General features: G+C 72.5%; 19 protein-coding genes. 5 read left to right on the top strand and 14 right to left on the bottom strand.

Translation table 11 applies throughout. From position 1 onward, the window contains the following. Positions 1-215: 215 nt before the first annotated feature. The gene (locus ACRWNP_RS32585) at positions 216-806 is read right to left on the bottom strand and encodes a flavin reductase family protein (RefSeq protein ID WP_431967818.1); all 591 of its coding nucleotides are present in this window, start codon (positions 804-806) and stop codon (positions 216-218) included. A gap of 214 nt (positions 807-1,020) precedes the next feature. Further along, positions 1,021-1,434: a TlpA family protein disulfide reductase gene (locus tag ACRWNP_RS32580; RefSeq protein WP_431967816.1), complete on the bottom strand. Its 414-nt coding sequence runs from the start codon at positions 1,432-1,434 to the stop codon at positions 1,021-1,023. Positions 1,435-1,521: 87 nt separating this feature from the next. On the opposite strand from ACRWNP_RS32580, the gene ACRWNP_RS32575 reads away from it, so the two are divergent. Beyond that, positions 1,522-1,938, top strand: coding sequence for a DUF4395 domain-containing protein (locus ACRWNP_RS32575; protein WP_431967814.1), 417 nt, complete (start codon positions 1,522-1,524; stop codon positions 1,936-1,938). A 140-nt stretch (positions 1,939-2,078) separates the two neighbouring features. Then, the gene (locus ACRWNP_RS32570; RefSeq protein ID WP_431967812.1) at positions 2,079-2,819 is read left to right on the top strand and encodes a lysophospholipid acyltransferase family protein; all 741 of its coding nucleotides are present in this window, start codon (positions 2,079-2,081) and stop codon (positions 2,817-2,819) included. Positions 2,820-2,915: 96 nt separating this feature from the next. Here the strand turns inward: ACRWNP_RS32570 and ACRWNP_RS32565 are convergent, their stop codons facing one another. After that, positions 2,916-3,521, bottom strand: coding sequence for a transglutaminase-like domain-containing protein (locus ACRWNP_RS32565; protein ID WP_431967810.1), 606 nt, complete (start codon positions 3,519-3,521; stop codon positions 2,916-2,918). An 86-nt stretch (positions 3,522-3,607) separates the two neighbouring features. Here ACRWNP_RS32565 and ACRWNP_RS32560 point away from each other — a divergent pair, with 86 nt between their 5' ends. Further along, complete coding sequence (locus ACRWNP_RS32560) at positions 3,608-4,621, top strand: DUF3048 domain-containing protein (RefSeq protein ID WP_431967808.1); 1,014 nt, start codon at positions 3,608-3,610, stop codon at positions 4,619-4,621. Between the two features lie 2 nt (positions 4,622-4,623). On the opposite strand, the gene ACRWNP_RS32555 is transcribed toward ACRWNP_RS32560, so the two are convergent. Together ACRWNP_RS32555 and ACRWNP_RS32550 are read right to left on the bottom strand one after the other, a co-directional pair. Further along, positions 4,624-5,016 (bottom strand): STAS domain-containing protein, encoded by a 393-nt coding sequence (locus ACRWNP_RS32555; protein WP_431967806.1) that lies wholly within the window; start codon positions 5,014-5,016, stop codon positions 4,624-4,626. A gap of 130 nt (positions 5,017-5,146) precedes the next feature. Further along, the gene (locus ACRWNP_RS32550; protein ID WP_431967804.1) at positions 5,147-6,271 is read right to left on the bottom strand and encodes a M24 family metallopeptidase; all 1,125 of its coding nucleotides are present in this window, start codon (positions 6,269-6,271) and stop codon (positions 5,147-5,149) included. A 71-nt stretch (positions 6,272-6,342) separates the two neighbouring features. Between ACRWNP_RS32550 and ACRWNP_RS32545 the strand changes: the two genes are divergently transcribed. After that, the gene (locus ACRWNP_RS32545; RefSeq protein WP_431967802.1) at positions 6,343-6,963 is read left to right on the top strand and encodes a uridine kinase family protein; all 621 of its coding nucleotides are present in this window, start codon (positions 6,343-6,345) and stop codon (positions 6,961-6,963) included. 393 nt (positions 6,964-7,356) lie between these two features. Continuing rightward, the gene (locus ACRWNP_RS32540) at positions 7,357-9,261 is read left to right on the top strand and encodes an AAA family ATPase (RefSeq protein WP_431967800.1); all 1,905 of its coding nucleotides are present in this window, start codon (positions 7,357-7,359) and stop codon (positions 9,259-9,261) included. A 65-nt stretch (positions 9,262-9,326) separates the two neighbouring features. On the opposite strand, the gene ACRWNP_RS32535 is transcribed toward ACRWNP_RS32540, so the two are convergent. The 9 genes from ACRWNP_RS32535 to ACRWNP_RS32495 all read right to left on the bottom strand — a co-directional run bounded on the left by ACRWNP_RS32535 (position 9,327) and on the right by ACRWNP_RS32495 (position 16,773). Beyond that, positions 9,327-10,439 (bottom strand): hemolysin family protein, encoded by a 1,113-nt coding sequence (locus tag ACRWNP_RS32535; RefSeq protein ID WP_431967798.1) that lies wholly within the window; start codon positions 10,437-10,439, stop codon positions 9,327-9,329. Beyond that, complete coding sequence (locus ACRWNP_RS32530; RefSeq protein WP_431967796.1) at positions 10,436-11,776, bottom strand: hemolysin family protein; 1,341 nt, start codon at positions 11,774-11,776, stop codon at positions 10,436-10,438. The genes ACRWNP_RS32535 and ACRWNP_RS32530 overlap by 4 nt, the downstream gene beginning before the upstream one ends. A gap of 136 nt (positions 11,777-11,912) precedes the next feature. Then, entirely contained in the window at positions 11,913-12,380 is a 468-nt protein-coding gene (locus tag ACRWNP_RS32525; protein ID WP_431967822.1) for a PH domain-containing protein, read from the bottom strand. 20 nt (positions 12,381-12,400) lie between these two features. After that, the gene (gene hisG / locus ACRWNP_RS32520; protein WP_431967794.1) at positions 12,401-13,261 is read right to left on the bottom strand and encodes an ATP phosphoribosyltransferase; all 861 of its coding nucleotides are present in this window, start codon (positions 13,259-13,261) and stop codon (positions 12,401-12,403) included. Positions 13,262-13,332: 71 nt separating this feature from the next. After that, on the bottom strand, positions 13,333-13,605 hold the full coding sequence (locus ACRWNP_RS32515) for a phosphoribosyl-ATP diphosphatase (protein ID WP_431967792.1): 273 nt from the start codon (positions 13,603-13,605) through the stop codon (positions 13,333-13,335). Between the two features lie 34 nt (positions 13,606-13,639). Continuing rightward, on the bottom strand, positions 13,640-14,125 hold the full coding sequence (gene ribH, locus ACRWNP_RS32510) for a 6,7-dimethyl-8-ribityllumazine synthase (RefSeq protein ID WP_431967790.1): 486 nt from the start codon (positions 14,123-14,125) through the stop codon (positions 13,640-13,642). Between the two features lie 91 nt (positions 14,126-14,216). After that, positions 14,217-15,506 (bottom strand): bifunctional 3,4-dihydroxy-2-butanone-4-phosphate synthase/GTP cyclohydrolase II, encoded by a 1,290-nt coding sequence (locus ACRWNP_RS32505; RefSeq protein ID WP_431967788.1) that lies wholly within the window; start codon positions 15,504-15,506, stop codon positions 14,217-14,219. After that, positions 15,503-16,156: a nicotinamide mononucleotide transporter family protein gene (locus ACRWNP_RS32500; protein WP_431967786.1), complete on the bottom strand. Its 654-nt coding sequence runs from the start codon at positions 16,154-16,156 to the stop codon at positions 15,503-15,505. The genes ACRWNP_RS32505 and ACRWNP_RS32500 overlap by 4 nt, the downstream gene beginning before the upstream one ends. Further along, entirely contained in the window at positions 16,153-16,773 is a 621-nt protein-coding gene (locus tag ACRWNP_RS32495) for a riboflavin synthase (protein ID WP_431967784.1), read from the bottom strand. Before ACRWNP_RS32495 ends, ACRWNP_RS32500 begins: the two co-directional genes overlap by 4 nt.

The following is a 16,773-nucleotide window of genomic DNA, read 5'->3' as shown; positions in this document are numbered from 1 at the left end:
TGCGACAACGATCCTCAAGCTCACGCTGCTCTCCTACTGCTGCACGGGTACGTCAACTGCCCTTGTGAAGGCAGCATAGGCGCCATCGACGGCGGCTCCCCGCCGGGACGCACGGCGCTCCGGCAGAAATATTACTCGTCAGTACAGTCCTCGGCCGCCCGGTCGGCAAGAGGCGCGGAGTGTGACCTTGCCGACCCGGGGCCCGGTGCGGGAGTTCAGTGGCGCAGCGCGTTGTAGCGCCCGTGGTGGTAGAGCAGCGGGCGGGCCGCTTCGCCCTCGGGGGCGCCCGCCACGGCCTGGGCGACGACGATGCGGTGGTCACCGGCGGGTATGCGGGCCACCACGCGCGCGACCAGCCACGCCTGGACATCCTCCAAGAGCGGTACTCCATACGGGCCGGGTCCCCACGCGGTGGGCGGCGCGAAGCGGTCGGCGCCGCTGCGGGCGAAGGTGGCGGCGACCTCCTCCTGGTGCTCGCCGAGGATGTGGACGCCCACATGGGTGGCGTCCGCGATGGTGCGCCAGGCGGAGCCGGCGGTGCTGATCCCGAAGGACAGCAGGGGCGGCTCGGCGGAGACGGAGGTGAGGGAGGTGGCCGTGAACCCCGCGGGGCGGGTGCCGGCCGCGGTGACGACCGCGACCCCGGCGGCGTGCCGGCGGAAGACGGCGCGGAAGGAGGTCGAGTCGAACGAGTCGGTCACGGCGCACGGCGGGGGCAGGGGGACCGGCGCGGTTGCGGGGAGCGAGGTGGGCACGGCGCCCAGACAGGACGTTGCCGGCGTGCCGAGGCCGGGAGAGGTGGTCATGGAGTTGTCCTTCGTCGCGCTGTCGGGCCGGAGGGGTGCGGGGGCCTGGGCACTCAACGGCCGTGACAGCGGGCGCTCGCGTGCCGACCGAGGTCGACGTCGAAGCGGGAGTACAGAAGGAGGTCTCGCGACATAACGTCAGGCTGACGATCAGACCGGCGCCGCGTCAAGGGCGCCCCGGCATGTGGGACGGGGTCACAACACCGCCGGTCGCTCACACCGCCGCGCCGAGCGCCACGATGACGTCGGCCTTGCGCGGCGCGCCCGACGCCCGCCGCACCACGGTGCCGCGGGCGTCCAGGACGAGGACGGTGGGCGTCCTGACGATGCCGAGCCTGCGCACGAGGTCGAGGTGGGCCTCGGCGTCGATCTCCACGTGCCGCACCCCGTCGACCATGCCGGCCACCTCGCCGAGGGTGCGCCGGGTGGCCCGGCAGGGCGCGCAGAAGGCGGTGGAGAACTGGAGGAGCGTGGCCCGCTCGCCGAGTTCCGCGCCGATCTCACCCGCCGTCAGCTGCTGCTCCACGTCCTTGTCCCGCACTCGCAACCTTCCGTCCCTGCGCTTGTGGAGGATGCCGAAGATCCCCGCCGCCGCGAGTACGGCGACACACACCATCAGTCCCGTCAATTCCGTCCTCCCTGCCGGTGCAGCGTTCACAGGACCGCCATGATTCCCGGGGGTCCGGACGGTGCCCGTTCCGGAATCATGGCCCCCATGAGCCCTCACGTCATCGATGCCCGCGGACCGCGCTTCGGCGCAAGCCTGACCAGTGTCGTCCTGGCCGCCGTTCTCGTCACCGGCAGCGCCTGGCTGCTGGCCGTCCAGGCGCTGGTGTTCGCGGTGGGCGCCGCCGCCGGTGTGCGGAACTCACCGTACGGCCTGCTGTACCGGGTGGCGGTACGGCCCCGGCTGGGGCCGCCCACCGAGACCGAGGACCCGGCGCCGCCGCGCTTCGCGCAGGCGGTGGGGCTGGGGTTCGCGGTCGTCGGGCTCGCCGGCTACGCCACGGGGCTCGACTGGCTGGGCCTGGCGGCGACATCCTGCGCGCTCGCGGCGGCCTTCCTCAACGCGGCGTTCGGATACTGCCTCGGATGCGAGATGTACCTCCTGCTGCGTCGTACGACCGGGTGACGTGACGAGAATCTCGCCGCACGACGGGCACGCGGGATGACATGGCACCCGTTTACGGTGCACGATCAGCCGGCGGCCGGAAACCTACGGCCGCGTAACTTCCGCCGGGGGCCACCCCCTACGAAGAAGGGGCCCCAGCCATGGCCGAACTCGTCTACCCACCCGTCATCGGCTTCGCCCGCACCATGTTCAAGATGCAGGGGCTGCGCTTCGACATCTCCGGCACCGAGCACGTCCCGCGCAAGGGCGGCGCGTTGCTCGTCAGCAATCACATCGGCTACCTGGACTTCGTGTTCGCGGGGCTGGCGGCGCTCCCGGCGAAGCGGCTGGTGCGTTTCATGGCGAAGGAGTCGGTTTTCCGGCACAAGGTGTCGGGTCCGCTGATGCGGGCCATGAAGCACATCCCGGTGGACCGTTCGGAGGGCATGCACGCGTACAAGCACGCGCTGACGGCTCTGCGCTCGGGCGAGATCATCGGGGTCTTCCCCGAGGCGACCATCTCGCAGTCCTTCACTCTCAAGTCCTTCAAGTCCGGTGCCGCGCGCCTGGCGATGGAGGCCGGCGTACCGTTGCTGCCGGTCGCGCTGTGGGGCACCCAGCGACTGTGGACCAAGGGCCAGCCGCGCCAGCTGGGCCGCAACGGCTTCCCCATCACCATCCGGGTGGGCGAGCAGATGACGCCGCACGCGGACGAGAAGCCGGGCGCGCTGACCCGGCGGCTGCGGCTGCGCGTTCAGGAGCTGCTGGAGGACGCGCAGCGCGCGTACACCGGGCGCCCCTCGGGCCCGAACGACCACTGGTGGCTGCCCGCGCACCTGGGCGGCACCGCCCCCACCCCGGAGGACGTCGCCGCCCGGGAGCGCGCCGCCGCGGCGGAGTGACCACGAGCCGCGCCGGACCACATGCTCCGTGGGTGGGCGGCCGGTTCCTCGCCGGCTGTCCGCACCAGGATCGTGCCGCGCCGCGAGGTCATCGGCTCATGGGTCCGGTAGGTCGGTGGGCAGCAGCCACCACAGGTGCGTCCGGTCGACTGCCTGCCGCAGGGCGGTGAGGACGGCGGGCGGCGGGGTGGCGTACAGACCGGGGCAGTCGCGTTCGCCGAGTCCGGGGCGGGGCACCCAGGCCAGTCGTTCCTCCCGGAGGGAGAAACGGGCGTCGACACCGGGCTTGTTGCCGCGCGGGTCCTGCCGGGCCCAGCGGTCGTGCCCGGGCAGTTTGAGGGCGACGAGCCCGTGGAGGACGGGGTCTGCGCCGTCGTCGGTGAGTGTCTGGTAGCACAGCCCCGCGGGGATGCCCTCGGCGCGCAGCAGCGCGGTCAGGGCGTGGGCCTTGGCGTGGCAGATGCCGGTGCGCTGTTCCAGGACGTCCGAGGCGCGCCAGGTGACGCGTGGGTCCCCGTAGTCGGCGGAGTGCGGGATGGCGTCGCGGACGAAGGTGTAGGCCGCTTCGGCATAGTCATGCGGATCGGGAGCCTCCGCCCGCAGCCGGGCGGCGGTCGCCCGGACCAGCGGGTGGTCGTGGTCGATCACCTCGTCCGCTGCGAGGAAGGCGGTCGCGTCCGCCGCCTGGGGTACCGGCTCCATGTGGCGGATACTAGGAATACGCGCAGCGATTCGGCAAATGACTTTTCCGTAGGCAGCATATCCATGCAGCACGGGGGGTGGCCGTCGTGGCCCGAGCACCCAGACGTCCCGCGCGAGCGGCAATCCTGGTCGTGCTGGCGGTGTTCACCGTGTTCCTGGTCAGCCGTGGCTGCGGCGGCCCCGAGCGGACGCCCGGCGGGCCGCCCCCCGCCACGGGTTCGGCCCCCGATACCACCACGGTCGCGCGGTCGCCCTTCACCGGACTGCCCGAACGCGCCGAAGGCCCCGTGCTCGCGGTGAAGATCGACAACGTGGGGGCCGCCCGCCCGCACACCGGACTGGACCGGGCCGACCTGGTCTACGTGGAGCAGGTGGAGTCCGGGCTCACCCGACTGCTCGCCGTCTTCTCCTCCCAACTGCCCGACCGGGTCGCACCGGTGCGCAGCGCACGCGAGTCGGACCTGGAACTGCTGCGCCAGTTCGGCCGCCCGGCCCTCGCCTTCTCCGGGGCGCAGACCGGGCTGCTGCCGCTGGTCGCGGCGGCGCCGGTGCACGACGTCTCCCCCGCCCACGCCCCCGGCGCCTACGGGCGCGACGGCTCGCGCCCCGCCCCGCACAACCTGTACGCCGCCCCGGAACGGCTGCTCGCGGCTGCACCTGACGCCTCCACCGCACGGGACATAGGCTTCCGTTTTGGTGCCGCACCGCCCGGCGGCACTCCCGAGCGCGACCGCACCGTCCGCTACCCCAATGGCTCGGTGGGCCTGCACTGGTCGGCCGACCGCGGCAGCTGGCTGGTCTCGTTCGACGGCGACCCGGCCACCACGACCGCCGGCGGCAGGCTCGGCGCGCCGACGGTGGTCGTCCAGTACGTCACGGTCCGCCCCTCCGACTTCCACGACCGGTGGGGGAACACCTCCCCGTACAGCGAGACCGTGGGCGCCGGGCGCGCGGTGGTGCTGCGCGACGGCAAGGCGTACGACGCCCGCTGGTCACGACCCGACGCGGCCGGGGGCACACACTTCACCACCCCCGACGGGCAGCCGGTGAACTTCGCCCGCGGCCAGGTCTGGATCGTGCTGGCGCCGCTGCCCCGGTGAGCTCACGCTATGGCGCCGTCCGCCGCGGGGGGATCCGGGGCGACCGGCGCGGCCAGCGCGGAGGCCAGGTCGTCGTGAACGGTGAAGACCCGGATCGTCCGGGTGAGCCGCAACAGCCGCAGCACGCAGGGGCTGTCGGTGACGATCCCGAACCGGCCGCCGCGGTCCAGGGTCCGCTTGCGCGCCCGGATGAGCACCGACAGACCGCTGCAGTCGATGAAGCTCACCCCGCGCAGGTCCACGACGACGTCGGGCCCCGGCCCGGCGGTGACCGCGTCCAGACGCGCGACCGCCCGCACGCCGGCGGACAGGTCGAGCTCCCCCGTCAGTTCCACCACGGTCGTGCCGCCGGCCGTCCACTGCCGCACCCCGAAGTCATGCTCGTCGTCGAACATGCCCGGCCCTCCGACTGCCGCTGCCTGCTGGGCCCTTGACGCGACGTGTGCGCCGCGCGCGGCGAACGCACCACGCACAGCGTCGCGTGTACGGAATACCCCCTGCCGTACGGGGCGTCAACACAACGGACTAAACAGACAGGACGACCAGGTCCCGGGAGGTCTGGTTGAGCCGCTCCCCGCCCTCGGGCGTGCAGACGGCGATGTCCTCGATACGGGCGCCGAAGCGGTCCGGGAGGTAGATCCCGGGCTCGACGGAGAAGGCCATGCCCGGCTCCAGCGGCCGGGAACTGCCCGCGACGATGTACGGCTCCTCGTGCGTCTCCAGCCCGATGCCGTGCCCGGTGCGGTGGATGAAGTGCTCTCCGTAGCCGGCCTCGGCGATGATGTCGCGCCCGACCGCGTCCAGTTCCTCCGCGGTGATCCCGGGGCGGACCGCATCGGTCTGGGCGTGCTGCGCACGCCGCAGCACCTCGTACATCTCGCGGAACTCGGCGGCCGGTTCACCGACCGCGTAGGTGCGGGTGGAGTCGGAGCAGTAGCCCTCCTGCGTGGTGCCGCCGATGTCGACCACGACCGGGTCGCCGGCGCGGATCACCCGGTCCGAGACCTCGTGGTGGGGGCTGGCGCCGTTCGGGCCCGAGGCGACGATGACGAAGTCGACGGTGGTGTGGCCCGCTGCGATGACGGCGTCGGCCACGTCCCGGGCGACCTCGCGCTCGGTACGCCCGGCCCTGAGCCACTCACCGATGCGACGGTGCACCCGGTCGATGGCGCCCGCGGCCCGGCGCAGCGCCTCGGTCTCCGCGGGCGACTTGCGCATCCGCAGTTCGCGCAGCACATCGCCGGCCAGGCTCTGCTCGGCGCCGGGGAGGGCCGCACGGAAGGCGAGCACCTTCTCGGCCCACATGTGGTTGTCGACGGCCACCCGCACGGCCCCCCGCGGCAGCCGGCCGGCGACCAGGGCGTACGGGTCCTCGGTCTCGCCCCAGCCGACGATGTCGACGCCGAGCGCGCCGAGCGGGGATGCCTCGGCGCCGGGCTTCTCCAGGTGGGGCACGACGAGGAAGGGGTCGCCGAGCACCGGCAGCGCCAGGCACACCAGGCGCTCGGTGAGATGGGCGTGGTATCCGGTGAGGTAGCGCAGATCGGGGCCCGGAGAGACGAGCAGCGCGTCGAGTCCCGCGTCGGCGGCGGACTTGCGGGCGAGTTCGAGTCGCTCCGGGGGGTACAGGGATGCGGCAGAGTCGGTCACGACTCTTACCGTAGACGCCCCTGGCACCTGCCGCAGTCGCTCGCGTCGGCGCAGGTCGTAGGCTGGCCCCGATGGATCACCACACCACCCCCGGCGCGCTCGGCGTGCTCGCCGCCCGGTTGCGCGCCCTTCCGCCGTCCTGCGGGCCCGTGCGGCTCGTCGCCGTGGACGGCCACGCCGGATCCGGCAAGACGACGTTCGCCGCCGCGCTGGCCTCCGCGCTGGACGGCGCTCCCGTCGTCCACCTCGACGACCTGGCCACGCACGAGGAGCTGTTCGAGTGGACCGGGCGGCTGCGCGAGCAGGTGCTGGAGCCGCTGCGCCGCGGTCGCACCGCCCGGCCCGCGAAGTACGACTGGGTGGACCGGCGGTTCGCGACCACCCTGGAGGTGCCGCCGGCGCCCGTGGTCCTGCTGGAGGGTGTGGGGGCGGGCCGCCGCGAGCTGCGTCCGTGGCTGGCGAGCCTGCTCTGGCTCGAGGTGTCCCGGGAGACGGCACGCGAGCGCGGCGAGAGGCGGGACGGCCCCGCCCTGGCCGGATTCTGGGCCGGCTGGATGCGGGCGCAGGACGCGCACTTCCTCGCCGACCCCTCCCGGCCCTTCGCGGATCTCCTGGTCCGGCAGCGTCCGGACGGTTACGAGGTGCGGGAACAGCCCATGGACAGCACCCCGGCCGACACCCTCCGTCACTGAACGTGACCGCTTGCAGCCGGGGCGCCGCACCCGTCCGACGGCCGCCGGAGCGGTGCCTGTGGGCGGCTTGACCCGGGGGCCGTACAGGACTTACGTTCTGAACGCGCGGTCATCGTCGACCGCACCTCAGGCGCGAAGCCCCCGGTTGTTCCCCCGTGACCGGGGGCTTCGTTCTGCCCGCAGCGGGTGACCCGGCCCCGTACGGCAGCCAATCACTCACCCAACGTCACCGTCCGCGTCGCTCTACGGCCCACCAGGCCCGCACGGGTACCATGCCAACGGGTGCGCCGCCCCGGGAAGGTGGCGCTCACCTGGCACCAACTACCGGTTCACGTAACCTGGTTGGAGCGGCGGACGGCGGGCGGCACCGGGGGAACGGCTGGTGGGGACCTGATGGACTTCGGCACAGAGCATTCTGGCGCCCCCGCCGATCTCGCCTGGATGCGGGCCGTCGAGGCCTACACCATGGGCGCCTATACGCAGGCCGAGGAGGAGTTCCGCGTCGCGGTCCGCCTCGATCCCGGCATGGCGGACGCCTGGCTCGGACTGCACGCGCTGCGGGCGGACACCTCCACCGCGCTGCTGCAGATGTACCGGCACCGCGACCGCTTCGGCGAGCAGCGCAGCGCGCACCGCCGCTCCATGAACTCCTGGTACTGGCTGGGGTGGTGGGTGCAGCCGGTGCTGGAGACCCGTCGCGACCTGCTGCTCGCGCACGCCTCCCACTGGCTCGACGGCCGCCACATCGCGGAGCTGGACCGGGCCCTGGCCGAGTGCCCGCCGATCGACACCGATCCGCACGTGCGTTTCCTGCACGCCTGCCGGGCCTATCTGGTCAAGGACTGGGACCAGTTGGTCCGCCACACCGAACCGCTCCTCGGCGACCAGGTCCTGGGCATCGAGGCGGGTCTGTTCGGCGGCATGGCCCGGGTCCGGCTGGAGCTGTACGGGCAGGCCGAGCCACTGCTGGCGACGGCGCTGATGCGCTGCCGCAGCGAACAGCCGCAGCGCAAGGAACTCCGTTACTGGCTCGCCCGCGCCTACGAGGGCACCGGCCGCACCGCCGCCGCGCTCCCGCTGTACCAGGCGGTGCACCGCGTGGACCCGGCGTTCATGGACACCGCCGCACGGCTCGCCGCGATCGACGAGTCCGACGGCCTCACCGACGGGCCGGCCGACCTGGCCCCGGTCACCCTGCAGGGCTACGGCCAGACCGGGTCCGACGCGCTGCCGCCCGACCCCGATCCGCTCGACGCGCGGGCCGGGGCGGCGGCGATGCCGGGCGGCCTCGGGGCGGGTTCGGTCCTGGACGACCCGCTGGGCGCGGTCGGCCCGATCGACGACGACATCCGGGAGAAGGCGATCCTGCCGGTCTCCCCCGTCCCGCCGCAGGTCCCGGTGACGGCCCCGGACCCGGTGCTGCTCTCCCAGGCTCTGGCCGAACTCGACCGCATGGTGGGCCTGGAGCCCGTCAAGCGCCAGGTGCGCGCGCTGTCCGCGCAGTTGCGGATGGCCCGGCTGCGCGCGGGACAGGGCCTGCCGGTGCAGCCACCCAAACGGCACTTCGTCTTCTCGGGCCCTTCCGGCACCGGCAAGACCACGGTGGCGCGCATCCTCGGCCGGGTCTTCTACGCCCTCGGTCTGCTGGGCGGCGACCACCTGGTCGAGGCCCAACGCGCCGACCTCGTCGGCGAGTTCCTGGGGCAGACGGCCGTCAAGGCCAACGAACTGATCGACTCCGCGCTCGGCGGGGTGCTCTTCGTCGACGAGGCGTACGCGCTGTCCAACTCCGGCTACAGCAAGGGCGACGCCTACGGCGACGAGGCGCTGCAGGTCCTGCTGAAGCGCGCGGAGGACAACCGCGACCGCCTGGTCGTCATCCTCGCCGGCTACCCCGAGGGCATGGACCGCCTGCTGGCGGCCAACCCCGGCCTCGGTTCCCGCTTCACCACCCGGGTCGACTTCCCCAGCTACCGGCCGCACGAGCTGACCAGCATCGGCGAGGTCCTCGCCGCCGACAACGGGGACCGCTGGGACGGCGAGGCCCTGGAGGAACTGCTCGCCATCAGCGGCCACGTCGTCGAGCAGGGCTGGATCGACGAGCTGGGCAACGGCCGCTTCCTGCGCACCCTGTACGAGAAGAGCTGTGCCTACCGCGACCTGCGGCTGTCCGGCTACGCGGGAGCGCCCTCCCGGGACGACCTGTCGACACTGCGGCTGCCCGACCTGATGCAGGCCTACGGCGAGGTGCTGTCGGGCCGCGGCCCCGGGCTGCCGCCGCCCGAGCCGCCGGAGTGAGCGACGTGAGCGGGGCCCGGGCCGTATGCGCGTATGCGGCCCGGGCCCCGCTCACATGGGTTCCGTCAGCCGGCCATCACACGCGACGGCCGGGCGACCTCGCCGGGCTCCGGGGCGGCCGTGGTGTCACCGGCCGCGACGGGCTCCGGGACCTCCCGGTGGGCCGGGTCGCGGACCTCGCCGACCAGCATCTCCAGCACGTCCTCCAGGGCGACCAGCCCCAGTACGCGCCCGCCGGAGTCCGCGACCGCCGCCAGGTGGGAAGCGGCCCGCCGCATCTGGGTGAGCGCGTCGTCCAGCGGCAGCTCCGCGCGGAGGGTGGCCATCGGCCGCCACAGTCGCGCCGGGACGGGCCGGCCGGTGTCCTCCAGGTCGAGGACGTCCTTCACATGGAGGTAGCCGAGGTAGGCACCATCCGGTCCGGCCACCGGGAAGCGCGAGTAGCCGGTGCGCACGGTCAGCTCCTCGACCTCGGCGGGGGTGACGGACGCGTCGACCGTCACCAGCTCCTCCGGGGACAGCAGGACGTCCGTGACCGGGCGGGTGCCCAGTTCCAGCGCGTCCTCCAGGCGCTCCTGGGCGTCGGGGTCCAGGAGTCCGGCCTGCCGGGCGTCCTCGACGAGCACGGTCAGCTCCTCGCTGGTGAAGACCGCGTCGATCTCGTCCTTGGGCTCGACCCGGAACAGCCGCAGCACGAGCTTGGCGCACCAGCCGAGCACCGCGATGACCGGCCGGAACAGCCGGGCGAAGCCGACCAGGCCGGGGCTGAGCCACAGCGCGGTCTTCTCGGGCGCCGCCATCGCCAGGTTCTTGGGGACCATCTCACCGATGACGAGGTGGAGGAAGACCACGACGGCGAGCGCGATGACGTAGCCGAGCGGGTGGATCAGCCCCTCGGGCAGGTGGATCGCCTCGAAGAGCGGCTCCAGCAGGTGGGCGACGGTCGGTTCGGCGACCGCGCCCAGCGTCAGGGAGCAGACCGTGATGCCGAACTGGGCCGCCGCCATCATCTGCGGCAGGTTCTCCAGCCCGTGCAGGACCGTACGGGCCCGCCGCTGCGCGCCGGCGAGCGGCTCGATCTGGCTGCGCCGTACGGAGACCAGCGCGAACTCGGCGCCGACGAAGAAGCCGTTGCCCAGCACCAGCAGGCCGGCGAAGAACAGTTGCAGGAAGCTCATCGCTCGCCCTCCTGCCCGTCCTCATGTTCCTCGAACCCGACGCGAACCAGGCGAACCCTTTCGGCACGGTGGTGCGCGACCTCGCGCACCCGCAGCTCCCACCCGGGCAGCACCGCGGTGTCCCCGGGCTCGGGAATGCGTTCGAGGAGGTCGGCGACGAGGCCGGCCACCGTCTCGTACGGGCCCTCGGGGGCCTCCAGCCCTATGCGCTCCAGCAGGTCGATCCGGCAGCCGCCGTCGGCGTCCCAGACGGGATTGCCGTTCTCCGCAGGGGCGGCCGCCAGCTCGGGCAGGTCGACGCTGTCGTGCTCGTCGCGCACCTCGCCGACGAGTTCCTCGACGATGTCCTCCAGGGTGACGACACCGGCGGTGCCGCCGTACTCGTCGACGACCACGGCGATCGGCTGCTCGCGGCGCAGTCGCTCCAGGAGCGGCTGCACCGGCAGCGTCTCGGGGACGAGCAGCGGGGCCACCGTGACCCGGCCGACCGGCGTACGGTCACGAAGGTGCGCCGGGACGGCGAGCGCGTCCTTCAGGCTCGCCATGCCGACGATGTCGTCCAGCCGCTCCCGGTAGACCGGGAAGCGGGACAGCCCGGTGGCCCGGGTCAGGTTGAGGACGTCGGCGGCGGTGGCGGTGTCCTGCAGGGCGCTGACGCGCACGCGCGGGGTCATCACGTTCTCCGCGGTGAGGTCACCGAGGGATATGGTGCGGACGAAGAGGTCCGCGGTGTCCTGCTCGATGGCCCCGGCACGGGCGGAGTGGCGGGCCAGCGAGACCAGCTCGGTGGGGGTGCGCGCGGAGGCCAGCTCCTCGGCGGGCTCCACGCCCAGCGCCCGCACCAGGCGGTTCGCGGCGGCGTTGAGGGCCTCGATGACCGGGCGGAACACCGCGGAGAAGGCCCGCTGCGGTCCGGCCACGAAGCGGGCCACCTGCAGCGGACGGGACACCGCCCAGTTCTTGGGCACGAGCTCGCCGATGACCATCTGGACGGCCGAGGCGAGGATCATCCCGGTCACGACCGCCACGGCGGGCGCCGCGCCCTCGGGTACGCCCATCGAGGTGATCGGTCCGGCGAACAGGTCGGCGAGGGCCGGCTCGGCCAGCATGCCCACGACCAGCGAGGTGATCGTGATGCCCAGCTGGGTGCCCGAGAGCTGGAAGGACAGCTTGCGCAGCGCCTCCACGACGCCGCGGGCCCTGCGGTCACCCTCGGCGGCGGCACGCTCGGCGGCCGGCCGCTCCACGGTCACCAGGCCGAACTCGGCGGCGACGAAGAAGCCGTTCGCCAGGATCAGGAGGAAGGCTGCCGCGAGCAGCAGCAATGAAGCGCTCATGCCGCCGCTCCCGTATGTCGAGGGGGAGAGGCGGCGCAGGTACTACCGGACGATCCGTCCATCGTGGATTGGGTGTCACTCCTCGGGTCGTTGCGAAGGTTCCAGAGTAATGAAGAGTCGGGCCGTGGCGGCAGGTCTAGTGCGCCGTCGGCTTGCCGGTACCGTACGCCTCCGCGAGGGCCCGCAGGGCGCGCGCGTCGCGCAACGCGCGGGCGCGTCCGATCCCGGGCTGGATGCCCATGGCGGCCAGGCTGGTGCCGTCCGCCAGGTCGAGGTGGACCCACGGGTCTCCGGCGCGCAGGTTCACCCGGAGGACCTGCGCCCATTCCAGCCGGCGCCGGGTCGTCAGGTTGACGACGGTCACTCCCTCGCGGTCGGCGGCCACCTTGGGGCGGCTGAGCAGCACGAGCACCCCGGCGACCAGCAGCCCGGTGAGCACGATCCAGATCCGGTCCGAGGTGTGCCAGGGCCGCGCGCCGTCCGCGGGGAGCAGGACGGCGATCACGACGAAGGCCACGAGCAGCCCGGCACCCAGGCCCAGCAGCACCGCGCGGGTGCGGGCCGGCCGGAAGGTGACGGGCAGCTCGGGGAGGTTCACCGGCATGGCGGAGGGGGTGGGCGAGGTCACAGGCGGCACGCGTGGATCCCGGTGGTGAGGATGGCCCGCGCGCCGAGGTCGTACAGCTCGTCCATGATCCGCTGGGCCTCGCGGCTGGGGACCATGGCGCGGACGGCGACCCAGCCCTCGTGGTGCAGCGGGGAGACGGTCGGCGACTCCAGGCCGGGCGTGAGGGCGATGGCGCGCTCGACGTGCTCGACGCGGATGTCGTAGTCCATCATCACGTAGCGGCGCGCCACCAGGACGCCCTGGAGGCGGCGCAGGAACTGCCGGACCTTCGCGTCGGCCGCGGTGTCCTCGCCGCCGGCGCCGACCCGGCGGACGACGACCGCCTCGGATTCGAGGATCGGCTCCCCGATGACCTCCAGGCCGGCGTTGCGCAGCGAGGTGCCCGTCTCGACGACGTCGGCGATGACCTCCGCCACACCGAGGTGGATGGAGGTCTCGACGGCGCCGTCGAGACGGACCACGGAGGCGTCCACCGCGTTGTCGGCGAGGTGCTTCCTGACGATCTCCGGGTAGGAGGTCGCGACGGTCCTGCCGCCGAACTCCTTCACGTCCGTCACGCCGCCGGGGGTGGTGGCGTAGCGGAAGGTGGAGCGGGCGAAGCCGAGCTGCAGGATCTCCTCGGCGTTGGCAGCGGAGTCCAGCAGCAGGTCGCGGCCGGTGATGCCGATGTCGAGGCGGCCCGAGCCGACGTAGATGGCGATGTCGCGCGGGCGCAGGTAGAAGAACTCGACGTCGTTCTCGCCGTCGACGAGCACGAGTTCCTTGGAGTCCTTGCGCTGGCGGTAGCCGGCCTCATGCAGCATCGCCGACGCAGGTCCGGACAGTGAACCCTTGTTGGGGACGGCGATGCGCAGCATGGGTGCTTTCCTTTTCGGCTCGGATGTACGGGCAACAGCGCGTAGGGCGGGTCTGACCTGCGATGATCCGCTCAGAGATGAGCGTATACGTCGTCAAGGGCGATGCCTCGGGCGACCATCATCACCTGCAGGTGGTACAGCAGCTGGGAGATCTCCTCCGCGGTGCGGTCGGCGCCTTCGTACTCGGCTGCCATCCACACCTCGGCGGCCTCCTCGACCACCTTCTTGCCGATCGCGTGCACTCCCTTGCCGACCAGTTCGGCCGTACGGGAGGTGCTGGGGTCGCCGGTGGCGGCCTTGCGCTGGAGCTCGGCGAAGAGCTCCTCGAATGTCTTCTTGGCCATGGTGGTCCCCACCCTACGCGGAAGTGCCCCTACCTCATCGCCACGGCTCGGATACTGAACGCAGGACGGTGGCGGTGGCGATCGCGGCGGTGACGGCCTCGTGCCCCTTGTCCTCGTTCGAGCCGGGCAGACCGGCACGGTCCAGGGCCTGCTCCTCGGTGTCACAGGTGAGCACGCCGAAGCCGACCGGCACGCCGGTGTCGATCGAGACCTGGGTCAGGCCCTGGGTGACGCCCTGGCAGACGTACTCGAAGTGCGGCGTGCCGCCGCGGATGACGACGCCGAGGGCGACGACCGCGTCGTAGCCCCGGCTCGCCAGCACCTTGGCGGCGACCGGCAGTTCGAAGCTGCCCGGCACGCGCAGCAGGGTGGGCTCGTCGATGCCCAGGTCGCTCAGGGCGCGCAGGGCGCCGTCGACCAGCCCGTCCATCACCTGCTCGTGCCACTGTGCCGCGATCACGGCCACGCGCAGGTCACCGCAGTTCTTCACGGTCAGCTCGGGGGCGCCCTTACCGCTCACGTCCGTCTTCTCCTTGCTCGTTCTTACTGGTTCTTGCTCTGGTCGTTCTGGCTGTACGGGGTCGTTCCGCCGGTGGTACCGGTTCGGGGGCCTACTGGTTGCCGCAGGTGCCGGTGGGGGCCGGGTCGAGCCAGGGCAGGTCGTGGCCCATGCGGTCCCGCTTGGTGCGCAGGTACCGCAGGTTGTGCTCGCCGGCCGCGATCGGCATGGCGACGCGCTCGACGACCTTCAGACCGTGCCGCTCCAGGGCGTCCGTCTTGTCGGGGTTGTTGGTCATCAGGCGCAGGGAGCGCACGCCGAGGTCGTCGAGCATCTGGGCGGCGGCGCCGTAGTCGCGGGCGTCGGCGGGCAGTCCGAGCTCCAGGTTCGCGTCGAGCGTGTCGCGGCCGCGCTCCTGGAGCTCGTACGCCCGCAGCTTGGACATCAGGCCGATGCCCCGGCCCTCGTGGCCGCGGAGGTAGACCACGACGCCCCGGCCCTCGGCCGCCACCTTTTCGAGTGAGGCCTGCAACTGCGGTCCGCAGTCGCAGCGCAGCGAGTGGAAGACGTCGCCGGTGAGGCACTCGGAGTGGACGCGGACGAGGACGTCCTCGCCGTCGCCGATCTCGCCGGCCGCGAGCGCGATGTGCTCGACGCCGTCGACGGTGCTGCGGTAGCCGTACGCGCGGAAGTCGCCGAAGGCAGTGGGCAGCCGGGTCTCGGCCTCCCGGCGCACGGTCGGCTCCGAGCTGCGGCGGTAGGCGATCAGGTCCTCGATGGAGATGATGGCCAGTCCGTGCTTGCGGGCGAAGTGGACCAGTTCGGGGAGGCGGGCCATCGTCCCGTCCTCGTTGGCGATCTCCACGATGGCGGCGGCCGGGCGCAGCCCGGCGAGCCGGGCCAGGTCGACGCCCGCCTCGGTGTGGCCGTTGCGGGTGAGGACGCCGCCGGACTTGGCGCGCAGCGGGAAGACGTGGCCGGGCCGGACGAAGTCGCCGGAGGTGGAACCACCGGAGGCCAGCAGGCGGATGGTGGTCGCGCGGTCGGCGGCGGAGATGCCGGTGGTCACTCCGTGGACGCCGCTCGCGTCGACGGAGACGGTGAACGCGGTCTGCATGGACTCGGTGTTGGAGTCCACCATCTGCGGCAGGTCGAGCCGGTCCAGGTCGTGCTCCTCCATGGGCACGCAGATCAGACCACGGCACTCGGTCATCATGAAGGCGACGATCTCCGGGGTGGCCTTCTCCGCCGCGATGATGAGATCGCCCTCGTTCTCGCGGTTCTCGTCGTCCACGACGACGACCGGCCGGCCGGCCGCTATGTCGGCGATCGCACGCTCGACGGGGTCGAGGACGATCGGGGCGTCCTCCGCCACGTAGAGGGTGTGCAGTGCGGTGGTCATGCGGCCGCTCCTTCCAGGGCGGGCCCGCCGTGCCGCGGGACCCGGGTCTGCTGCCACCAGGCGTACAAGCCGGCGATCACGAGAACGAAGTAGATGACGTACACGAGCGCGGAGAACTTCAGGTCGCTGTTCCAGGCGAGGGGGACGCCGACCGCGTCGACGGCGAGCCAGGCGAACCAGAACTCGACCCAGCCCCTGGCCATGGCCACCATCGCGGCGACGGTGCCGACGAAGATGTAGGCGTCCGGCCACGGGTTCCAGGACAGCGACGGGTAAAGGGTGAAGAGGCCGACGACCGCGAACAGTCCGGCCGCCGTACCGGCGGCCAGCGCGCCCCGCTCCCGCCAGGTGGCGAAGCGGACCCGGATCTCGCCGCCGTCCCGGACGCCGCGGCGCCACTGGAACCAGCCCCACACGGCGACGCCGATGACGAGCAGCTGCTTGCCGACGCCGCCGGTGAGCTGCGCCGACCAGTAGGCGGCGACGAGCACCACGCCGGACAGCAGCTGGACCGGCCAGGCCCACACCGAGCGGCGCCACCCCAGGGCGAGACCGGCGAGGCCGAGGCCGTTGCCCACGACGTCGGTCCACTTGAAGTGCTCACCGAAGGCGGAGAAGGCGACACTGTTCAGGGTGTCGAGGGCGCTCATTCCGCCTGAGCCCCCTTCGGCGCCCCTGCCCGCTCCCCGTACAGCCGCTCGACGTACTTGGCGATGACGTCGACCTCGAGGTTCACCGGGTCGCCGGGCTGCTTGAAGCCGAGCGTGGTGAGGGCGAGGGTGGTCGGGATCAGGCTGACGGAGAAGAAGTCGGGGCCGGCCTCGACGACGGTGAGGCTGATGCCGTCGACGGTGATCGAGCCCTTCTCGACGACGTAGCGGGACAGCTCGGCCGGGAGCGAGATCCGCACGATCTCCCAGTGCTCCGCGGGGGTCCGCGAGATCACCGCGCCGGTGCCGTCCACATGGCCCTGGACGAGGTGGCCGCCGAGGCGGCCGCCCAGCGCCATGGGGCGCTCCAGGTTGACCCGGCTGCCGGCCTCCAGCGCGCCGAGGCTGGAGCGCCCCAGGGTCTCGGCCATCACGTCGGCGGTGAACTCGCCGTCCGAGGTGTCGACGACGGTGAGGCACACCCCGTTGACCGCGATCGAGTCGCCGTGCTTGGCGCCCTCGGTGACGACCGGACCGCGCAGACGGAAGCGGGAGGCGTCGCCCAGGTCCTCGACGGCGACGACGTCGCCCAGCTCTTCGACGATTCCGGTGAACAC

Origin of the sequence: Actinacidiphila sp. bgisy160 (genome assembly GCF_965342435.1) — a bacterium.
GTDB lineage: Bacteria > Actinomycetota > Actinomycetes > Streptomycetales > Streptomycetaceae > Actinacidiphila.
The sequence above is the reverse complement of the archived record's forward strand: the minus strand, read 5'-3'. Positions and strand labels throughout refer to the sequence as shown.